Annotated in this window: 17 protein-coding genes; 9 read left to right on the top strand and 8 right to left on the bottom strand. The window is 75.2% G+C overall.

Annotation, left to right across the window (positions count from 1 at the left end; translation table 11 throughout):
* Positions 1–109: 109 nt before the first annotated feature.
* The 3 genes from ACFVU7_RS19140 to ACFVU7_RS19150 all read right to left on the bottom strand — a co-directional run bounded on the left by ACFVU7_RS19140 (position 110) and on the right by ACFVU7_RS19150 (position 3,353).
* Entirely contained in the window at positions 110–1,135 is a 1,026-nt protein-coding gene (locus tag ACFVU7_RS19140) for an RNA ligase family protein (protein WP_388046069.1), read from the bottom strand.
* Between the two features lie 102 nt (positions 1,136–1,237).
* Entirely contained in the window at positions 1,238–2,485 is a 1,248-nt protein-coding gene (aroA, locus tag ACFVU7_RS19145; RefSeq protein ID WP_049656576.1) for a 3-phosphoshikimate 1-carboxyvinyltransferase, read from the bottom strand.
* Between the two features lie 160 nt (positions 2,486–2,645).
* The gene (locus ACFVU7_RS19150; RefSeq protein ID WP_388046072.1) at positions 2,646–3,353 is read right to left on the bottom strand and encodes a TetR/AcrR family transcriptional regulator; all 708 of its coding nucleotides are present in this window, start codon (positions 3,351–3,353) and stop codon (positions 2,646–2,648) included.
* Between the two features lie 135 nt (positions 3,354–3,488).
* Between ACFVU7_RS19150 and ACFVU7_RS19155 the strand changes: the two genes are divergently transcribed.
* Positions 3,489–4,901: an amidase gene (locus ACFVU7_RS19155; RefSeq protein WP_388046073.1), complete on the top strand. Its 1,413-nt coding sequence runs from the start codon at positions 3,489–3,491 to the stop codon at positions 4,899–4,901.
* 110 nt (positions 4,902–5,011) lie between these two features.
* Here the strand turns inward: ACFVU7_RS19155 and ACFVU7_RS19160 are convergent, their stop codons facing one another.
* Both ACFVU7_RS19160 and ACFVU7_RS19165 read right to left on the bottom strand, forming a co-directional pair.
* Positions 5,012–5,719 (bottom strand): response regulator, encoded by a 708-nt coding sequence (locus ACFVU7_RS19160; RefSeq protein ID WP_380744044.1) that lies wholly within the window; start codon positions 5,717–5,719, stop codon positions 5,012–5,014.
* Positions 5,716–6,930: a histidine kinase gene (locus ACFVU7_RS19165; protein ID WP_380778239.1), complete on the bottom strand. Its 1,215-nt coding sequence runs from the start codon at positions 6,928–6,930 to the stop codon at positions 5,716–5,718. Before ACFVU7_RS19165 ends, ACFVU7_RS19160 begins: the two co-directional genes overlap by 4 nt.
* 310 nt (positions 6,931–7,240) lie before the next feature.
* On the opposite strand from ACFVU7_RS19165, the gene ACFVU7_RS19170 reads away from it, so the two are divergent.
* From ACFVU7_RS19170 to ACFVU7_RS19180, 3 genes are all read left to right on the top strand, one after another.
* Positions 7,241–7,609, top strand: a complete 369-nt coding sequence (locus tag ACFVU7_RS19170; protein WP_388046075.1) for a hypothetical protein — start codon at positions 7,241–7,243, stop codon at positions 7,607–7,609.
* 278 nt (positions 7,610–7,887) lie between these two features.
* Positions 7,888–9,096, top strand: a complete 1,209-nt coding sequence (locus ACFVU7_RS19175) for a hypothetical protein (RefSeq protein ID WP_388046076.1) — start codon at positions 7,888–7,890, stop codon at positions 9,094–9,096.
* A gap of 44 nt (positions 9,097–9,140) precedes the next feature.
* Positions 9,141–10,358 carry a hypothetical protein gene (locus ACFVU7_RS19180; RefSeq protein WP_380778233.1) on the top strand — a complete coding sequence of 406 codons (1,218 nt, stop codon included), beginning with the start codon at positions 9,141–9,143 and terminating at the stop codon, positions 10,356–10,358.
* 56 nt (positions 10,359–10,414) lie between these two features.
* On the opposite strand, the gene ACFVU7_RS19185 is transcribed toward ACFVU7_RS19180, so the two are convergent.
* Entirely contained in the window at positions 10,415–11,008 is a 594-nt protein-coding gene (locus tag ACFVU7_RS19185; RefSeq protein WP_380778231.1) for a LuxR C-terminal-related transcriptional regulator, read from the bottom strand.
* Positions 11,009–11,169: 161 nt separating this feature from the next.
* On the opposite strand from ACFVU7_RS19185, the gene ACFVU7_RS19190 reads away from it, so the two are divergent.
* From ACFVU7_RS19190 to ACFVU7_RS19210, 5 genes are all read left to right on the top strand, one after another.
* Complete coding sequence (locus ACFVU7_RS19190) at positions 11,170–11,457, top strand: hypothetical protein (protein WP_380778229.1); 288 nt, start codon at positions 11,170–11,172, stop codon at positions 11,455–11,457.
* A 350-nt stretch (positions 11,458–11,807) separates the two neighbouring features.
* Positions 11,808–12,077, top strand: a complete 270-nt coding sequence (locus ACFVU7_RS19195; RefSeq protein WP_388046079.1) for a hypothetical protein — start codon at positions 11,808–11,810, stop codon at positions 12,075–12,077.
* 133 nt (positions 12,078–12,210) lie between these two features.
* Complete coding sequence (locus tag ACFVU7_RS19200; RefSeq protein WP_388046080.1) at positions 12,211–13,167, top strand: hypothetical protein; 957 nt, start codon at positions 12,211–12,213, stop codon at positions 13,165–13,167.
* Between the two features lie 133 nt (positions 13,168–13,300).
* Complete coding sequence (locus ACFVU7_RS19205; RefSeq protein ID WP_380745376.1) at positions 13,301–13,759, top strand: hypothetical protein; 459 nt, start codon at positions 13,301–13,303, stop codon at positions 13,757–13,759.
* A gap of 112 nt (positions 13,760–13,871) precedes the next feature.
* A complete protein-coding gene (locus ACFVU7_RS19210; RefSeq protein ID WP_380745374.1) occupies positions 13,872–14,279 on the top strand; it encodes a hypothetical protein in 408 nt (135 codons plus the stop codon).
* 14 nt (positions 14,280–14,293) lie between these two features.
* On the opposite strand, the gene ACFVU7_RS19215 is transcribed toward ACFVU7_RS19210, so the two are convergent.
* The gene (locus ACFVU7_RS19215; RefSeq protein WP_380782804.1) at positions 14,294–14,650 is read right to left on the bottom strand and encodes a peptidase inhibitor family I36 protein; all 357 of its coding nucleotides are present in this window, start codon (positions 14,648–14,650) and stop codon (positions 14,294–14,296) included.
* Positions 14,651–14,892: 242 nt separating this feature from the next.
* Positions 14,893–15,282 carry a peptidoglycan-binding protein gene (locus tag ACFVU7_RS19220; protein ID WP_049649394.1) on the bottom strand — a complete coding sequence of 130 codons (390 nt, stop codon included), beginning with the start codon at positions 15,280–15,282 and terminating at the stop codon, positions 14,893–14,895.
* Positions 15,283–15,334: the final 52 nt, after the last annotated feature.

Here is a 15,334-nt window from a genome sequence, read left to right on the forward strand (position 1 = left end):
AGCGGCGGAACCCGGCCTCTACATCGGCCGACGACTTTTCCGAGGAATCTTTCTCGCGCCCATGACCCCACAGACGATCAAGGTACGGCAGCCGCCGGCCACCCGGCGCTCAGGAGTTGCGCCGGTCCTCCGCGTCGAAGGACGTGAGGGCCCGGGCCCCCGGTTCGAGGGCCTGGCGCAGGGCGGCTAGGACGGTCGGGTCCAACCCTCCCACGGCGTCGGCGAGTTCCTCGGCCACGTCCGCCGCGATCTCCGCGGCCACGGCCTGCGCGGGCGTGCGGGGGCCGAGCTTGCTGACGGCGGCGGCGGCGCGGGTGGGGGTGAGCAGGGCCGAGGCCTGGACGAGGAGCCAGGCGGGGACGCCGGCCGCGCCCTCCGGCGGGGGGAGGTACGGGCGGGCGCCGTCGTAGCGGTCGTCCTCGGCGAAGGCCTGCTGCTTCACCTTCACAAGCGGACGGGCGGTGGCGGACTCGTGCCATTCGCCGGCCGGTTTGAGGACGTACCCCTCGGCGAGGTTGTCCGGCAGCTCGGGCAGGCCGAGCAGGGCGGGCACCCGGCTGGGGTAGCGGACCGGCAGGTCGTGCAGGGTGTTCAGCGGGCCGTGGCCGAGCAGGGGGACGCAGGTGAGTCCGGCGGCCCGCGCGGCCGTACGCAGGGTCCGGTCGGCGACCCACCAGCGGCCCTCAGGTGTCTCGACGGTGGCGTCGAAGGGCAGCCAGCGCAGGCCGGGGGCGTACCAGACGCCGGTCTGGACCGGGTCGACGCCGGGGACGGCGGGCACCCCGGGGTGCGGGTAGCGGCCGCCGGCCAGTTCGCCGTAGACCGTCACCACGGCGGCGGCGCCCCACGGTTCGCGCACCGCGGCGGCGAACCGGGCGGCCGCGACAGACAGTTCGGGCCAGATCCGGCTCACCCCGAAGAAGCCGTCCAGCCCCTCGTCGTCCAGCAGTTCACGCCGTTTCGCGGCCCGTACGGAGCCGCCTTCGCAGACCACGGCGAAGTGCGCCCCGTGCACCTTCTCGGCCGCGGTCCACTCGCGGCTGCCGGGCCCGCCGGAGCGGCCCCGGGCGGGGATCTTGGGGTAGGGCCGCAGCCCGGGCCCGTCGGACACCGTCTCGAACACCGTCTCGGACACGAACGGAATCCTCGCCGCCGGGGCCGCCGCCTGGCAACCGGGATTTCCCGGCCCGGACGACGACCCGGGTCGGACCGACGACCCGGGTCGGAGCGGCGCGGGTCAGACCCCCCACTCCGCGCGCAGCGCCGCGAAGGCCTCGTGGAACCCCGGGAAGGTCTTCCGCACGCAGCCCGGGTCGTCGAAGGTGATGCCGGGGGTGCGCAGCGAGGTGACGGCGAAGGACATGACGATCCGGTGGTCGGAGTGGGTGGTGACCTCGGCCGGGCGGGGCGTGCCGGGCCGGATCTCGATCCAGTCGTCCCCGGTGGCCACGGTGACGCCCATCGCGCGCAGGTTGTCGGCGCAGGCCTCCAGGCGATCGCACTCCTTGACCCGGGTGTTGTGGACGTCCTCGATCCGCACCGGCCCGGTGGCGAACGGGGCGATGGCCGCGAGGGTGGGCATGGTGTCGGAGATGTCCCGCATGTTGACGGTGATCCCGCCGAGCGGGCCCTCGCCGGCCACCGTGGTGCGGTCGGCGCCGACGTCCACCCGGGCGCCCATCCGCCGCAGCACGTCGACGAAGCGCAGGTCGCCCTGGAGCGCGTCCCGGCCGAGGCCGGGGACGGTGACCTCCCGGCCGGCCAGGGCCGCGGCGGCGAAGAAGTAGCTGGCCGTGGAGGCGTCCGGCTCGATCGGGTAGTCGGCGGCCCGGTAGCCGCCGGGGGGCACCTCGAACAGCTCGCCCGCGGGCGTCCGTTCCCGCTTCACCTCGACCCCGAAGTCGCGCATCATCGCCAGGGTGATGCCGATGTACGGCGCGGAGACCAGCCGGGTGACGGTGATCCGCAGGCCGTCCCGGGTGAGCGGGCCGAGCAGCAGCAGCGCGGTCAGGTACTGCGAGGACTGCCCGGCGTCCAGGGTGAGTTCACCGCCGCGGACGCCGTCGGCGAGGACCGTCAGCGGGTGGTGCCCCTCGGCCTCCTCGTGCCGCAGGTCCACGCCCAGGTCGCGCAGCGCCCGGGTGAGCGGGGCGACCGGGCGGCGGCGCATCTGGGCGGAGGCGTCGAAGCGGTACGTGCCGTGGCCGGCGGCGGCGAGGGTGGGCAGGAAGCGCGCGGTGGTGGCGCCGTCGCGGCAGTACACCTCGGCCTCCGGGACGGCGGGACCGGCCGGGCGGCCCTCCACCCGCCATGCCGCGGCCGTCCGCTCGATCCGGTACCCGAGGGTGTCCAGCCCCTGCGCGAAGCCCTCGGTGTCGTCCGAGGACAGCGGCCGGCGCAGGGTGGTCACGCCCTCGGCAGCGGCGGCCAGGAACAGCGCCCGGGCGGTGATGGACTTGGACCCGGGGATCTCCACAGCAGTCACGGCAGGCTCTCCCAACACGAGTGTCCGACAGGTGTCTCCGGTGACGTCGGGCCCGATCCTGCCCGACCCGGCCACCGCCGTGGCCGACCATCCACGGACTGGACGGTGACGGGGGCGACAACAGTGGGCGAAGGCTTCAGCCGCGTGCCGAGGGGCCGTTTCAGCAGCGCGCCCAGAGCCCGGCCAGGTGCGCGTGCAGGACCTCCTCCGCCTCCGCCACCGTCCGGTGCCCGACCAGTACGTGCGCGGTGAGCCCGTCGGCGAGGGCGAGCAGCGTACGGGCCTCGGTCCGCGCGTCCACCGCCCCGGCGGTGTCCGCCCCGCCCAGCGCCGATCCCCCGGCCGCCGGCCCGCCCGGCGTCGCCCCGCCCAGCGCCGATCCCCCGGCCGCAGGCCCACCCGCCGCCGCCCCGCCCAGCGCCGATCCCCCGCCCGCCGCCTCCGCGACCAGCCGCACCACCAGCTCCTCAAGCGCCGCGTAACTGCTCCGCAGGGTGGCCGCCAGCGCCGGGTTGACGGCGGCCCCGGCGACGAAGGCGAGCCAGATCCGCGCCTCGGCCCGGTGTTCCTCGCGCAGCAGCGCCACTTCGCCCGCCACCAGCCCGAGTTCGGTGGCCGCCGACTGCGCCGGGCCGGCCGTGAGCCGGTTCCGCACCCGCGCGGTGACCCGCTCGCCGACGTGCGCGAGCGCGGCCAGCAGCATCTCCTCCTTGGTGCGGAAGCAGCGCTGGACGGCCCCCATCGAGACCTCCGCCCGGGTGGCGACGTCCCGCAGGGTGACGCCCTCCAGCCCGTGCTCGTCCACCAGCAGGCAGACGGCCTCGGCGATCCGCCGGCGCCGGCCCTCGTGGTCCACCTGTTTCGGCATGCCCGTGCTCCTCGTCCGCCGTGCTCTCCGAACTTCGATATTCCGATGCAAGCGTATCGGTTCCGGGCTAGGGTTCGTTCCGTTCCGATGCGACCGCATCGGAACGAGCCCGACGACCCGCCGAGGAGCGCCCCCATGTCCCTGTGGAGCAAGCCCGCCACCGAACTCGCCGCCGCCGTGCGCGGCGGCGAGGTGTCGGCCCTGGAGGTGATGGACAGCCACCTGGCCCGGATCGACGAGGTCAACACCCGTCTGAACGCCGTCACCCAGCTCCTCGCCGACCGGGCCCGCGCGGCCGCGCGGGACACCGACCGCCGCCGGGCCGCCGGCGAGCCCCTCGGGCCGCTCGCGGGCGTGCCGTTCACCGTGAAGGAGTGCACCCCGATCGCCGGCGTGGCCACCACCTTCGGCACCCCGCGCTTCCGCGACCACGTCGCCACCGACGACGCCGTCCCGGTGGCCCGGCTGCGCGCGGCCGGGGCGATCCCGATCGGCCACAGCAACCTGCCGACCCTGATCCTCGCCGGGATGCACACCCGCAGCGAGCTGTACGGCGACACCTACAACCCCTGGGACCGGCGCCGCACCCCGGGCGGCACCAGCGGCGGGGACGGCGTGGCCGTCGCCGCCGGGATGGCCCCGCTCGGGCTCGGCAACGACTCCGGCGGCTCGGTCCGCATCCCCGCCTCCTTCTGCGGGGTCGCCGCCCTCGATCCGACCACCGGCCGCTTCCCCGCCGACCAGCGCCTGATCGGCCCGGACGACCCCGGCCCGGCCTCCCAGGTCCTGGTCACCGACGGCCCGTTGGCCCGTACGGTCGCCGACCTGCGGCTCGCCTACGAGACGCTGGCGGGCACCGACCCGCGCGACCCGCGCGCCGTGCCCGTCCCGCTGTACGGCGAGCCGCTCGCCGCCCCCGTCCGGGTCGCCGTCGTCGCCGACCCGGGCGGCCACGGCGTCCACCCCACCGTCCGCCGCGCCGTCGAGACCGCCGCCGACGCGCTGCGCGACGCCGGGTACGACGTCCAGGAGGTCCCCGACGTCCCGCGGCTGGACGAGGCGCTCGACACCTACCACCGCCTGACCGGCACCGAGTTCGCGCCGAACTGGCCCGCCGTCCGGCAGCTGCTGGGCGAGGGCGGCGACCGCTTCATCGAGCTGACGATGCGCAGCTCCCCGCCCGTGGACGGCCCCGGCCTGATCCGGCTGCTGGGCACCTGGATGAACATCCGCCGCTCCTGGGCGGAGTTCCTGCACGCGTACCCGCTGCTGCTGGGCCCGGTGTTCACCGAGCCGCCGGTCGAACCGGGCCTGGAGTCGCGGGACCAGGCGGGCCGGGACCGGGTCGCCTCGGCCATGCGGCTCTGCTCGGTGACCAGCTTCGTCGGCGTCCCGTCCGTCGCCGTCCCGACCGGTCTCGCCGCGGACGGCCTCCCCACCGGTGTGCAGCTCGTCGGCCGGGCCTTCCGGGAGGACCTCTGCCTGGCCGCCGCCCAGGCCGTCGAGGACCGCCTCGGCACCCTCGCCCCGATCGACCCGAGGCCGTAAGCCGCAGGCCGTAAGCCACAGGCCGCACGCCCACACACCGCAGGCCGCAGGCCGCACCGACCGCCGGGGCTGCTCCCGCCGTGGCCACATCACCGTGGCCGCACCGCCGCTCAGGCGCCGGGCAGCCCCGGCACCACCAGCCCGCTCTCGTACGCGATCACCACCGCGTGGGTCCGGTTCTGCGCGCCGAGCTTGCCCAGCACGTTCCCGACGTGCGTCTTCACCGTCTCCTGGCTCACCGCGAGGGCCTGCGCGATCTCCGGGTTGGAGAGCCCGGTCGCCATCAGCCGCAGCACCCCCTCCTCCCGGCCGGTCAGCGCCGCCCTGGGCAGCGCCTCGGCCGACTCCAGCGGCCGGGCCGCGACCATCCGGCGCAGCGCGGCGGGGAACAGCACCGCCTCCCCGGCGGCCACCACCCGCACCGCCTCGGCGATCTGCGGGACGGGCCGCCGCTTCAGCACGAAGCCGCTGGCGCCGGCGCTCAGCGCGGCGGTGACGTAGCCGTCGTTCTCGAAGGTGGTGATCACCACGACCTTGGGCGGGTCGGCGTCCTTCAGCAGTTCGCGGGTCGCCTCGATCCCGTTGCGACGCGGCATCCGCACGTCCATCAGCACCACGTCCGGGCGCAACATCCGGACCTGCTGGACCACTTCGACGCCGTCGGCGGCCCGCCCGACCACCGTGATGCCCTGCTGGGCACCCAGCAGGGTGCTCAGGCCGCTGCGGGTGACGGGGTCGTCGTCGGCGATCAGGAGGGTGACGTCGGGCGCCGCCCCAGCGGCGGGGTCGGCCGCCCTGTCCTCACCGCTCCCGCTCACGCCGACCACCGCATCGGCAGCCGGACCGCCAGCCGCCACTGCCCCTCGCCGTACGGGCCGGCCTCGAACTCGCCGTGCAGCAGCCGCACCCGCTCGGCCAGCCCGGGCAGGCCGTGCCCGGAGGTCGGGAAGCCGCCCGCCCCGGCCCCGTCCGCCACCCCGTTGACCACGCTCAGCTCCAGCTCGTCCGCCCCCGCCGCCACCCGCAGCTCGATCGTCCCGCCCGAGCCGTGCCGCAGCGCGTTGGTCAGCCCCTCCTGGACGATCCGGTACGCGGCCCGGGAGAGCGTGCCCTGCACCTGCGCCAGGTCCCCGGTGGTGCGCGGCGCCACGACGGCGCCCGCGTGCCGGAGCCGGTCGATCAGTTCGGGCAGGTCGGTGAGGGTGCGGGTCGGCGCGGTGCCGGACTGCTCCTCGCGCAGCGCGCCGAGCACGTAGTCGAGGTCCTCCAGCGCGGCCCGGGTCGACTCCTCGATGCTGCGCATGGCGGCCCGCGCCGCGACCGGGTCGTCGGCCAGCACCTCGCCCGCGACGGCGGCCTGGATGGTGGCGGCGGTCAGGGTGTGCCCGATGGAGTCGTGCAGTTCGTGGGCCAGCCGGTTGCGTTCGGCCAGCAGCCGCTCCCGCTCGGCGGCCATCGCGAGCCGCTCGGCCGGCGAGGGCCCGAGCAGCCGGGGCGCCAGCCACCGCAGCGCGCCCGACACGGCCACGAACAGTGCCACCGCGAGCACCAGGGCGAGCACTCCCACGATCCAGGCCCAGACGCCCGTCACGTCCGTGGCCCAGCCGAGGAGGCTGACCCGCGCCGTGCCCTCCGCCCAGCGCCCGGGCAGCGCCACGGCCGTCACCAGCAGCGTGCTGCCGCCGATCAGCACCGTCCAGCCCAGCGCCACGTGCGCCACCACGAACGCCGGCGTCCGCCACCACTCCGCCGCGGCGGCCCCCTTCACCGGGGCGGGCACCGCGACGCCCAGCGTCCTGCGCGCCCCCGCCGCCAGCACCCGGCGCACCAGCCGGGGCAGCCCGCACAGCCCGAGCAGCACCGCCCACAGGGGCAGCGCCACCCAGACCGAGTCCGGGCGGCCGGACAGCCCCAGCGTCACCCCGAGCGCCACCATCGCCACCGGCAGCGCGGCCACTGCCCCGACCACCGCGAACAGCACACCCGTATACGTCGACCCGCGCAGCAGCGGCTTCAGTCCCTTGATCATGTCCGCCAGTATCACCGGCCTTCGCACCCTCGCCCTCCCCCGATCGAGGGAGGATCTCCGCAGGTCCGCGCCGTGCCCCCGCGCCGTCCGCCACCCGCCGGCTCCGCCGACTCCGCCGAGCGCGACGCGGCTCCCCGCGGCGGGGCCCCGGGCGCGGTCCCGCGCCGCCCGTCCGAGGGCCGCCCGTCCGAGGGCCGCCGACCTTCACCGACGAGGGCCCCGTCGAACTCGGCCGGAACGCGACCACTCGTTCGCGTGATTCGGGGTCGAAGCCACCGCCGGGGCCGCCGGAGATCAGACCATCGCAAGGATGACGATCAATCAAAAGCTCTTCCGGCAAGGCCTGTTGGCGACCGCCTCCACTGCCACGGCGCTGGCCGTCACGACCGGCACCACGACGACCGCCCCGGCCGCACCCGCCCAGCGGGACGGCGGCCCGCAGGCCTACCGGGTGTCCGTCCGGGCCGGTGGGGCCTGGGAACTGCCCCCCGGCCTGACCTCCTTCACGGTGTACGTCCGGGGTTCCGGCGGCGGCTCCGGTGGCGGCTCCGGTGGCGGCTCCGGTGGCGGCTCCGGCGGCGGCGGCTCCGGAAGCGGCTGGAGCGGCAGCCGGGACGCCGCCGAGGGCACCACCGAGGGCACCACCGGCAGCGGCGGCCCGGCGATCGCACCCGGCTGACGCAGCCGGGCGGAGGCGGAACGACGCCCGCCCCGGCACCCCCACCGCCCCGCACGGCCGAACCACGGGAAACCGGCCGCCGCCCCGGATCCGCACCCCTCCCGACCTGCCCGATGCGGATCCGGGGGTGCGGATTCCGGCCGTTTCGGTGATCGGCCTGCCAACGAACGGACGGTGGCCGAGACTTGGCCACCGGACCGGGCACCCGACCAGCCTGACTCCGACGGAACGTCAATTCGCTTGATCCACAAGGTCATTGAAGAGACAGGAGTTTCCGGATGGCTGGTTCATCCACCCCGCGCACGGCCGCCCTCGCCGCCGCCGCGACGGCCGTCGCCCTGCTCCTCGGCCCGGTACCCGCCGCAACGGCCGACCCAGGCGCACCGCTCCCGACCCCCTATCTCCTACCGCTGCCCGCCAACGCCGGCCCGCTCAGCACCGCGTACAGCCTGAACAACGCGGGCGACGTCCTCGGCGAGTGCTACCTGGACATCCCCGGCCGGTTCGCCCCGCGCGCCCTCCGCTGGAACACCGGCAACCTCGGCCTCACCACCCTGGAACCACTGCCCGGCGAGACCGGTACCCGCCCGGGCGCCATGAACGAGGCCGGCACCGCGGTCGGGGTCTCCTTCGCGTCGCTGACCGACAACCACCCGGTCCGCTGGGCCCTCGACGGCACCCCGACCGCCCTGGAACTGCCGGCCGGAGCCCGGGGCGGCGGCGCGTCCGGGATCAACAACGCCGGTGTCGCGATCGGCAGTTCGTACGACGCGGTGTTCCGCCCCGTGCCCGTGAAGTGGCGGGCCGACGGCACCCGGGTCGCCCTGCCCCTGCTGGACGGCGACGACACCGGCTCGACCACGGCCGTCAACGACGCGGGCTTCGTCATCGGCTGGTCCGAACGGCGCCTCAGCGGCGAACCCCGGACGCGTACGGTGGTCTGGAGCCCGTCGGGCACCGTGACCGAACTGCCGCCCCCACCGGGGATCGACGTGGTCGGGGCCCGCCGGATCACCAACTCCGGCGTGATCCTCGGCAGCGGACGGCGCGAGGGGGGCACCGAGCTCGACCGGCTGGTGGTCTGGGCGGCGGACGGCACCGTCCGGGACATCGGCGAGGGCCGGCCGAGCTCGATCACCGACACCGGCACCGTCGTCGGGGTGGCCTTCGGCGCCGCCCGCCCCCTGCAGGCCGCGTACTGGCGGCCGGACGGCACCCGGACCCTGCTCGACGGCCCGGCGGGCTGGCAGACCACGGCGAACGCGATCAACAGCGCGGGCACCGCCGTCGGCACCGCGACGAGTTCGGACTGGTACCACGGCACGGCACTGCTGTGGAAGCGCGACGGGACGGCCGTCACGCTCCCGCCGTCCTCGCTCAGCCCGTACGCCTCGGCCTCCGTCATCAACGAGTCCGGGGTGATCGTCGGGCACGCCACCCTGCCGGACGCGCAGTCGCTGCCGCGCGCGATGGTCTGGAAGCCCTGATGGCCACGACCCAAAGTCGCCCCGACGAGACAGGAGTTCTCCGCATGACCGGTTCACGCACCCCTCGTACGGCCGCCCTCGCCGCCGCCGCGACGGCCGCCGCCCTGCTCCTCGGCCCGATACCCGCGGCGGCTGCCACCCCCGCCCGGTACCTGGCCTCCCCGCAGTTCCTGCCGACCCCGCCGGACACCGCCTACAGCACGGTGTGGGGCCTGAGCCGCGACGGCGCCGTCGTCGGCGAGTACTTCGCGAAGACCCCCGGCCAGTCCGGTCCGCGCGCGATCCGCTGGAGCCCCGACCACCTCGGCTACACCGTCCTGGCGCCGCTGCCCGGCGACCTGTCCAGCCGGCCGGCCGGGCACAACGACACGGGCACCGTGGTCGGTCTCTCCTTCGTGTCGCTGAGTGACAACCACCCGGTCCGCTGGACCCCGGACGGCACCCCGACCGCGCTGGAGCTGCCGGCCGGAGTCCGCGGCGGCGGCGCGGGAGCGGTCAACGACGCCGGTGTCGTGGTGGGCGGCTCGTACGACGAGGTCTACCAGCCCAAGCCCTTGAAGTGGCGGGCCGACGGCACCCGGGTCGACCTGCCGCTGCTGCCCGGCGACACCATGGGCTCGACCACCTCCGTCACCAACGCGGGCATCGTCGCCGGCATCTCCAAGCGGCGCCTCGGCAACGGCGACTACCAGGAGACCCCGGTGCTCTGGAGCCCGACGGACACGGTGACCGCGCTCCCGCTCCCGCCGGGCGTCGACGGCGCCCGGGTGGACCGGATGACCGACGACGGCGTGGTGCTCGGCCACGGGCGGCGGGCCGGCGGCACGGAGTTCGACCGGGTGCTGGTCTGGACGGCCGACGGCACCGTCCGCGACGCCGGCTACGGCCGGACACGGGCCGTCAACAGCGCGGGCACCGTCGTCGGGGCCACGTTCGACGCGGCGCACTCCACGTTCGCCGCCCGCTGGAACCCGGACGGCAGCCAGACCCTGCTCGGCGGCCCGGCGGGCCGGCAGAGCGAGGCCATGGCGGTCAACAGCGCGGGTACCGCCGTCGGCAGCGCCCAGGGCCCGGACTGGACCCGCAGCACCGCCCTGCTGTGGCAGCCCGACGGAACGACCGTCACGCTCCCGCCGTCCCCGCTCAGCCCGTACGCCCAGGCCAGGTACATCAACGACGCCGGACTGGTCGCCGGTCACGCCGTCGAGCTGAACGCGGCCGGCCAGCCGGTCGCGTCCCACCCCGTGGTCTGGAAGCCCTGACGCGGAACGGCCGGTCGGCCCTTGGAACGGCCGGTCCCCTCTCGGACCGGCCGTTCTCAGCCCCGCTCCGGCGCGGGCCCGAGGGCGTCGCGCAGCATGGTGCGGGAGGTGATGCCGAGCCGCTCGTAGATCTGGTACCGGTGCGCGCCGACGGTCCGGTGCGAGAGGAACAGCCGTTCGGCGATCTGCTTGTTGGTGAGTCCGGAGGCGGCGAGGCGGGCGATCTCCAGCTTCTGGACGCTCAGGCCGTGGGTGTTCGAGGCGTCGGCCCCCGGCCTGCTCGCGCCCGTCGCCCGCAGTTCGTTCCGCGCCCGCTCGGCCCACGGCCGGGCGTCCGGCTCCTCGAACACCTCCAGGGCGGCGGCGAGTTGGGCCCGGGCCCGGACCGTCGCCCGGGCCCGGCGGAGCCGTTCGCCGTGGGCGAGCCGGACCCGGGCATGGTCGAAGCGCCACCGGTCGGCTCCGGGGGTGTCCAGCGCGAGGGCGAAGCGGCGCAGGGCGTCCCGGTCGTCCTCGGCGCAGAGGGCGGCCGACGCCTCCAGCAGCATGGCGTGCCGGGAGGACACCGCGCCGAGGCGGTCGAGGTAGAGGGCCCCGGTGCCGACCCGGGTGACCAGGACGGGGTCGGGCTCGTCCGCCAACGAGGCCAACCGCAATCCACGGCCCCGTGCGCCCGGCGGCCGGTCGGTCCTCGGATCGGCCGGCCGCCGCAGCTGTCTCCTGACGCACCGCCTGCTCCGCCCGGACGACCTCGGCGATCGACCGCCCGACCGGCCGTTTCCGCAGGTCGGCGCGGCGCGCCTGACGCACCGTGGGCACCGCTCGGCTGGCGACCCCGCTTGCGCGGGGAGGCGGCACGTGTCCCGCTGGTTCCGGCGGGCCGATCGGCACCGCAGGCATCGCCTCGGCCCAGGAGGGCCTGGACGCGAACTTCGGCAAAGGTCAGTTCGTCGTCAACCAGAACGGCGCCGGCGTCGCGGATACGAACTCCACCGTCAACTCCGACGGCCTCCAGCACACCGACTTCTGGATCTGGTCCGACGACACCGGCGTCTCCGGCGCGTTCACCGGCTCGGGTGCCACCTGGAACCAAGGCTGACGAACCCCGCACCACCGGACGTACGGACCCCCGGAGCGGGGACACCGCTGAACCGGATCCCGGAATGAGGGAACGGCCGGTCGACCACGAAGGTCGACCGGCCGTTCCCATGAGCCTGCCCGGAGAGGAACCCCATGCCGCGGGCCCGCAGGGCTGCTCCGCCCGAACGACGTCGGCGGATGATCGCCCGATCGGCCATTTCCGCAGGTCGGCGCGGCGCGTCTGACGAACCGTTAGGCCTGTTCGGATGGCGGCCTCGCTTGCGGGGGCTGGCGGTGCGTGTCTGGCTGGTTCCGGCGGGCCGATCGGCGCCGCCGCTCATGATCTCGAACCCCACGGAGGAAACCACCATGCGTGCTCTCAAGCGTGTCCTGGCCGTCAGCGCCCTCACCGTCCCGCTCGTGATCGGCACCGCCGGCCTGGCCTCGGCCCACGGAGGCATCGACGCGGCCTGGGGCCAGGGCTTCTTCACCGCCGGCCCGGACGGCGCCGGTGTCGCGGGCTCCGAGTCCTCGGTCAGCCCCGAGGGCGTCTCGCACGCCGACTTCGGGATCTGGTCCGACGACGAGGGCGTCACCGGTGGGTTCACCGGCTCGGGCGCCACCCTGGTGAACGGCTGACGGACCCCGCACCACCGGACGTACGGGGCCCCGGGACAGGGCCCCCGCTGAACCGGATCCCGGAATGACGAAACGGCCGGTCGACCACGAGGTCGACCGGCCGTTCCCGTGGCCCCACCCGGAAAGGAACCCCATGACCCGGGCCCCCAGGCCCTCGGAACTGGCGCGGCGGGCATGGGCGGCGAACCGGCCGCTGGCCGGGACGGCCGCCCTGATGGCCCTGATGCTGGCCGTCGCCCTGGTCGGCCTGCTCGCCGATCCCCGGTCGATCACCGGGCAGCCCGCCTGGGCGAAACCGGCCCGCTTCGCGGTCTCGATCGGCCTCTACACCCTCACCCTGCTCTGGCTGCTCACCTTCGTCCGCGGCCACGACCGCCTCGTCCGGGTCGTCTCCCGGGTGACGGCCGTGTCGCTGGTCGTCGAGATGGCCCTGATCGCCGCCGCGGCGGCGGCCGGCACGACCAGCCACTTCAACTTCGCCACCCCGGCGGCGACGGCGGTGTGGATGACGATGGCCGCCTTCATCGTCGCCACCTGGGCGATGGCCCTGGTGGTCGTCGTGCTGCTGCTGCGCCAGCGGGTGCGGCCGCCGGTGTTCGCGTGGGGGCTGCGGCTGGGCATGGCCGTGAGCGCCCTCGGCATGGCCGTCGCGTTCCTGATGACGCTGCCCACCTCCCCGCAGCGCGCGGCCGCCAGGCAGGGCCACGGCCTGCCCGTCGTCGGCGCGCACACCGTCGGGCTCGCCGACGGCGGCCCGGGAATGCCCGTCACCGACTGGAGCACCCTCGGGGGCGACCTGCGGATCCCCCACTTCCTCGGCCTCCACGCGCTCCAGGTGCTGCCGCTGCTCGGCTTCCTCCTCGCCACCCGGCCGCGCGGGTTGCCCGAGCGCCACCGGGTCGCACTGATGGGGATCGCCGGGTCCGCCTACCTGGGCCTGGTGCTCGTCCTGCTCTGGCAGGCGCTGCGCGGCCAGCCGGTCACCGCCCCCGACGCGGCGACCGTGGCCGCACTGCTCGCGCTCGCGGCCGTCGCGGGCGCGGCGGTCTTTGAGGTCCTCCGCCACGCCCGCCGCGTGGAGGGCCGGTAGCCGGAACGGCCGGTACGGGACGGCCGCCATTCGAACCAAATCCCGGTCACACGGTCTGCCCCGGGGCCTCCGATTGGTACGCAGGCAGACCGGGATCGGAGGGCGGTCCCGCGAACAAGGGAGAAGCGAGGACATGAAGAACCTCCGGGTCGCGGCGGCTTCCGTCTGTGTACTGGCCGGTGCTTTCGCGGGCACGGCGTCGGCAGCCCCGGCGCCCGCGGACACCGGCCCGAGGCCCGTCGCGGCCCACGTCCCGCCCGCCCCCTCGGGCGACCGGGGCGTCGTCCCCGGCGACCCCGAACTGCGCCCGCTGACCTGCGAGAACGGCCACATCTTCTACGGCTGGGACGGCGCCCCCCGCACCTCGTCCGACTTCGTCGGCCTCTACACCACGAAGCCCGACCCGGCCGACACGAGCAGGAACCGCCTCGCCTACGCCTTCGTCTCCTCCGCCGGCGCCGTCCGGCACTCGTTCGACTCCGAGTACCAGAGCGGCACCGGCCTGTGGGCCGCGTACTGGACCCGCGACGCGGACTCGGAGACGTACGTGATCGTCAGCGAGGAAGGCCCGACCAGCAAGTTCTGCAGCTGAGCCCTCTCGGCACCGGCCGGTCGACCGTCGGGTCGACCGGCCGTCACCCGTGGCGGGCCGGGAGGACCGGCCGGCCACGGCATTCGACCACCACAGGAAGGAAGGCGAGGCAATGAGGAACCCCTGGGTCGTGGCAGCCGGCGTGTGCGCGCTTGCGGGAACCTGCGCGAGCACCGCGTCGGCGGCCCCCTCGGACCGGACGGCCCATGTCCGCAGCGGCCCCGAGGTGCGCCCGCTGAGGTGCGAGAACGGCCGGATCCACTTCGGCTGGGACGGCGCCACCTACGACTGGACCGACTTCGTCACCCTCACCCGCGGCAGGCCCGACCCGGACTCCACCGTGAACCGCGTCGCCTTCCGCTACGTCACCTCCGAGGACGGCACGGCCGTCCGGCACTCCTTCGACTCCGAGCTCCAGAGCGGCATCGGCCTGTGGACCGCGTACTGGACCTACGACGTGGACCTGAACAGGAACGTGATCGTCAGCGAGGCCGGCCCGGAGGACAAGCTCTGCACCTGACCCGCATGGCCGCGTCATCCGCCGAGGCCGCCCTCCCCCACCGGCCGCGCGGACTGCACCGGGTACGGGAAGCTGGCGGCCCCACGGCCCGGTTCGAGGGTGACGGCGAGGCCGCCGTACGCGGGCGACTCGTAGAAGCACCAGGCGACGTGGCTGGTGTTGACCACGCTCTCGACGGGCGGCTCGATCAGCAGCCGCGGCTGCCGGATGTGCACCAGCAGGCCGTGGAAGTCGAGTTCGGTGAACGCGCACACCGTACGGCCCCGGGGCCGGGCGAGCTGCCGGGGCACGGACGGCGCGCCCGCCGCCGGGATCACGGCCGCGCTCGCGATGGCGGCGGCGGTCAGCGAGACGGCCGCCCGTCTCGGCACGGACCACTCCAACGCCAACTCCCTTCCGATGCACCGGTGATCGGCGGTATCGCCGTTCGGGAGGGGGATCCCACCCCGGAGGGGAGGGGTAAACGGCGCCGGGGAAAGTCGTAAGTACACACACCGGGCGGCGTGGTGGCGAATCCGTCATCCGACCATGGGGAAGGGCTCGGCGGCCTGGCCGCCGAGCCCCTCGTCAGTCACTCACCGGGCCGGGTGCACCCGGCCCGCCGCGGCCCGCGTCAGCCCGGGAGCTGGCCGCTGCAGTTGACCAGCCAGGCGCCGAGCTCCGGGGAGTGGTCGCCGCCGTGGTTCGAGGCGTTGTAGGCCCGGCTGACCGCGTTCTTGATGGAGCCGCCGGTGGCCGGGCCGACGACGCCGTCCGGGCTCAGGCTGTGGCCGCTCTGGTAGTGCACGACGGCGTTGTAGGTGAGGCCGCCGAAGTCGTTGTCGACCTGGAGACCGGCGCTGTCCACGTAGTCGAGGCCCTGCTGGAGGCAGCCGACGGCCGAGCCGGAGCTGCCCTTCGCGAGGGTGCTCGCGGCGCTGGCGGAACCGGCGGTCAGGGCGACGACGGCGGTCGCGCCCACGGCCAGGGCGGCGGCGCGGCGGGTCCAGGTGTTGATGCGCATGATCAGTGCCTCTCCTTGAGTTCCGGCTGGCGCCGGCCCCTCGCGGACGTCG

The sequence above is a fragment of the Kitasatospora sp. NPDC058046 genome, assembly GCF_042885595.1.
Classification (GTDB): domain Bacteria; phylum Actinomycetota; class Actinomycetes; order Streptomycetales; family Streptomycetaceae; genus Kitasatospora.

Coding starts and splice junctions, on each gene's coding strand:
- ACFVU7_RS19150 (WP_388046072.1), bottom strand. CDS start 3,353: ATGCCGAAACAGGTGGACCACGAGGGCCGGCGCCGGCGGATCGCCGAG.
- ACFVU7_RS19155 (WP_388046073.1), top strand. CDS start 3,489: ATGTCCCTGTGGAGCAAGCCCGCCACCGAACTCGCCGCCGCCGTGCGC.
- ACFVU7_RS19165 (WP_380778239.1), bottom strand. CDS start 6,930: ATGATCAAGGGACTGAAGCCGCTGCTGCGCGGGTCGACGTATACGGGT.
- ACFVU7_RS19170 (WP_388046075.1), top strand. CDS start 7,241: ATGACGATCAATCAAAAGCTCTTCCGGCAAGGCCTGTTGGCGACCGCC.
- ACFVU7_RS19175 (WP_388046076.1), top strand. CDS start 7,888: ATGGCTGGTTCATCCACCCCGCGCACGGCCGCCCTCGCCGCCGCCGCG.
- ACFVU7_RS19180 (WP_380778233.1), top strand. CDS start 9,141: ATGACCGGTTCACGCACCCCTCGTACGGCCGCCCTCGCCGCCGCCGCG.
- ACFVU7_RS19195 (WP_388046079.1), top strand. CDS start 11,808: ATGCGTGCTCTCAAGCGTGTCCTGGCCGTCAGCGCCCTCACCGTCCCG.
- ACFVU7_RS19200 (WP_388046080.1), top strand. CDS start 12,211: ATGACCCGGGCCCCCAGGCCCTCGGAACTGGCGCGGCGGGCATGGGCG.
- ACFVU7_RS19205 (WP_380745376.1), top strand. CDS start 13,301: ATGAAGAACCTCCGGGTCGCGGCGGCTTCCGTCTGTGTACTGGCCGGT.
- ACFVU7_RS19210 (WP_380745374.1), top strand. CDS start 13,872: ATGAGGAACCCCTGGGTCGTGGCAGCCGGCGTGTGCGCGCTTGCGGGA.
- ACFVU7_RS19220 (WP_049649394.1), bottom strand. CDS start 15,282: ATGCGCATCAACACCTGGACCCGCCGCGCCGCCGCCCTGGCCGTGGGC.